Below are 3,111 nucleotides of genomic sequence, written 5' to 3' on the forward strand. Positions count from 1 at the left end.
GGGCCGGTGTGCGGCGCCAGCCGGACGTCCTGCCGGGCCTGCCGTTACTGCCGTTCTTCGAGGTGGGGCGGGCGCGTCGCTGGGGCATCGCGGTGCCTCTCGATCGGGCCTACGTCTGCGTGATCACGGAGCACGAGCAGGATATACGGGGCAAACGACCTGGGCGTGAGATCAGGGTCCGGGTTCGGGTTCGGTGAGAGTTGCGGACGGGAGGTGTCCGCAATCATCGTTAGCGTGCGGAGCGTGACGACCAAGGCGATCAAGGCGACCCAAGCGACCCAAGCGGCCCAAACGACTGTGGCGGCCACGGCAGCGAAGACGACCAAGGCAGCGACCATGACGAAGGCCCCCGTACTCGACACCCGCTCCCTCAACCGCGCCACCCTCCACCGGCAACTCCTCCTCCGCCGCTCCCCGCTCTCCGCCCGCGCCGCGATCGAGCATCTCCTCGGCCTCCAGGCCCAGAACGTCAAGCCGCCGTACTACGCCCTCGCCGCCCGCCTCGACGGATTCACGCCCGAGGAACTGTCCGGGCTGATGGCCGAGCGCGAGGTCGTCCGGATCGTCACCATGCGCTCCACCATCCACACCCACACCGCCGCCGACTGCCTCACCCTCCGCCCGCTCGTGCAGGCCGCCCGCGATCGCGAGCTCGGCAGTTTCCGCAAGGGGCTCGTCGGTGTCGACCTGGACCGGCTCGCCGTACTCGCCCGTGAACTCGTCGAGGCCGAGCCGCGCACCATGAAGGAATTGCGCGAGGCGCTCCTCGTCGAGTGGCCCGACGCCGATCCGCAGGCTCTCGGGATCGCCGCCCGCTGCAAGCTCCCGCTCGTCCAGGTCACCCCGCGCGGGCTGTGGGGCCGTAGCGGACAGGTGGCCCTGACCACCGCCGAGCACTGGCTCGGGAGGTCGGCCGAACCCGCGCCCACCCCCGACGCGACCGTCCTGCGCTATCTCGCCGCCTTCGGGCCGGCCTCTGTCAAGGACATGCAGACCTGGGCGGGTCTGACGCGGCTGCGCGAGGCCTTCGAGCGACTGCGTCCGCAGCTCGTCACCTTCTACGATCCGAACGGCGTCGAACTCTTCGATCTTCCGGACGCGCCCCGTCCCGACGCGGACACCTCGGCCCCGCCGCGCTTCCTGCCCGAGTTCGACAACCTGCTCCTCTCCCACGCCGACCGCACCCGGGTCGTACCGCCCGAGTACTGGGGCCGTGCCTGGTGGGGCAACGTCGCCCATCGCACGTTCCTCGTCGACGGGTTCCTCGCCGGGGTCTGGAAAATCGACAACGGGAACGGCCACCTCGTCATCGAGCCCTTCGGCAAGCTGACCAAGGCCCAGCGGGGTGAAGTCGTCGCCGAGGGGGCGCGGATGCTCGACACGCTGCACAAGGGGACGTCGTACGACATCCGGTTCGGGGCGGTCGTACAGCCGTAGAACCCCAAGACCGGAGACCCCTGAAGGTTCAGTCCGCGCGGCCCGTCACCGCGACCGTCACGCCCAGGCCGATCATCGTGAAGCCGCCCGCGCCGCCGATCAGGGAGAGGCGGCGGTCGGAGCCGGCGAACCAGGTGCGGGCCGCCGAAGCCGTCAGGCCCCACAGGGTGTCCGTGACCAGGCCGATGGAGATGGGGATCAGGCCGAGCAGGAGCATCTGGAGGGGGACGTGGCCCGCGGAGTGGTTGACGAACTGGGGGAGTACGGCGGCGAAGAACACCACGCCCTTGGGATTGGTGACGCCGACCAGGGCTCCGTCGAGGACCGTGCGGAGATCGCCTCGGGGCTCCTGCCCAGGAGTTGTTCGCATCGCGGACGCGTTCAGGTCCTTGCGGTGGCGGAACGCTTGGACGCCCAGGTAGACGAGGTAGGCCGCGCCCGCCAACTTCACCGTCAGGTAGATCGTGACCGACCGCTCCACCAGCGAGCCGATGCCGAACGCCACCGCCGTCACCAGCAGGTACGAGCCGAAGACATTGCCGATCGCCGTCGCCACCGCCGTGCGGCGGCCGTGGGCGAGGGCGCGGCCGATGACGAACAGGACGCTGGGTCCCGGGATCACGATCACCAGCAGCGACATCGCGGCGAAGGCGAGGAAACGGCCCGTGGACACCATGCGATCACTCCCATCCGGCGCTCATTGAAACAGGCGGGAGGGGGTTCGTTCCAGAGTCCGGTCGGTGGCTCGCACATGGATAGGGTGCGTTGCGGGCTGCTCGTGGAAGCCCGCAACGCACCCTGGTATTTCCCTGAGAGGTGCTCAGGAGTTCTTCCGGGTTACGAGTTGACCTGCGTGGTCACCAGGCTGGAGAACGCGGTCAGCCGGGAGTAGACACCCGGGTAACCCGCCTCGGCACAGCCCTCGCCCCAAGAAGTGATCCCTGCCAGGACGCCCCCGATGAGCAGGGGACCGCCGCTGTCGCCCTGGCAGGTGTCTACGCCGCCGGATGTGTATCCGGCGCAAACCATGTCGGACGCGATGAAGTCCGAACCGTAGGAGCTCCTGCAGCTGGAGTCGGACACGATCGGGACGGTCGCGGTCCGCAGCTGGTTGGAGGAGCTGCCGTTCTCCGAGGTGGTGCCCCAGCCGAGGATGCGGGCCGTGGTGCCGGCCGCGTACACCGAGGTGTCCGTGGAGGCGACGTACTTCGCCGTGGTGTACGGCATCGACGTCGACAGCGTCAGGACGGCCACGTCGTCGCCGTTCGTGGCGTCCGTGTAGCTGGGGTTGATCCAGATCTTGCTGACCTTGCTGACAGTGCCGTTCGTACCGTTGAGGTACGTGCGGCCGCCGACCACGCGGACGCTGCTGGTGGTCTCGCCGACCATACAGTGGGCGGCGGTGACCACCTTGGTCGCGGAGACGAGCGTGCCGCCGCAGAACTGGTTCTGCGAGGCGTCCGTGATCTGCATGACGAACGGGTACGTCGTCGTCGTGGTCGTGGAACCGCCGACGATGGGCTGGGGGGCTGCCACAGCGGTGGGGGCGCTGAGCAGTGCGGTCGCTGCGGCAGCGGCTGCTGCTGCGACGACTGCGGTGGTTCTCTTGGCGCGGTTGAGCCCGAACATGAGTCTCCTCATTGGGTTGCCGGTGGGGGTCGCGCGGGTGTGGGG

The 3,111-nt window shown here is 69.0% G+C and carries 4 protein-coding genes; 2 read left to right on the forward strand and 2 right to left on the reverse strand.

What is annotated here, in order from left to right:
• Together AC31A1_RS49200 and AC31A1_RS49205 are read left to right on the forward strand one after the other, a co-directional pair.
• A partial coding sequence (locus AC31A1_RS49200; RefSeq protein WP_489659559.1) for a hypothetical protein occupies window positions 1–197 on the forward strand: 197 nt, incomplete at its 5' end.
• Between the two features lie 139 nt (window positions 198–336).
• Entirely contained in the window at window positions 337–1,437 is a 1,101-nt protein-coding gene (locus AC31A1_RS49205; RefSeq protein ID WP_489659561.1) for a winged helix DNA-binding domain-containing protein, read from the forward strand.
• Between the two features lie 28 nt (window positions 1,438–1,465).
• Here AC31A1_RS49205 and AC31A1_RS49210 read toward each other — a convergent pair whose 3' ends face one another.
• Together AC31A1_RS49210 and AC31A1_RS49215 are read right to left on the reverse strand one after the other, a co-directional pair.
• Complete coding sequence (locus AC31A1_RS49210; protein ID WP_489659560.1) at window positions 1,466–2,113, reverse strand: LysE family translocator; 648 nt, start codon at window positions 2,111–2,113, stop codon at window positions 1,466–1,468.
• Window positions 2,114–2,274: 161 nt separating this feature from the next.
• On the reverse strand, window positions 2,275–3,066 hold the full coding sequence (locus AC31A1_RS49215; RefSeq protein ID WP_489659562.1) for a S1 family peptidase: 792 nt from the start codon (window positions 3,064–3,066) through the stop codon (window positions 2,275–2,277).
• Between the last annotated feature and the right edge of the window lie 45 nt (window positions 3,067–3,111).

The organism is Streptomyces sp. P5F9, assembly GCF_057961495.1.

Bases quoted from the DNA above. Each gene is read 5' to 3' on its own strand.
- AC31A1_RS49205 (WP_489659561.1), top strand. From the start codon at position 337: ATGACGAAGGCCCCCGTACTCGACACCCGCTCCCTCAACCGCGCCACC.
- AC31A1_RS49210 (WP_489659560.1), bottom strand. From the start codon at position 2,113: ATGGTGTCCACGGGCCGTTTCCTCGCCTTCGCCGCGATGTCGCTGCTG.
- AC31A1_RS49215 (WP_489659562.1), bottom strand. From the start codon at position 3,066: ATGTTCGGGCTCAACCGCGCCAAGAGAACCACCGCAGTCGTCGCAGCA.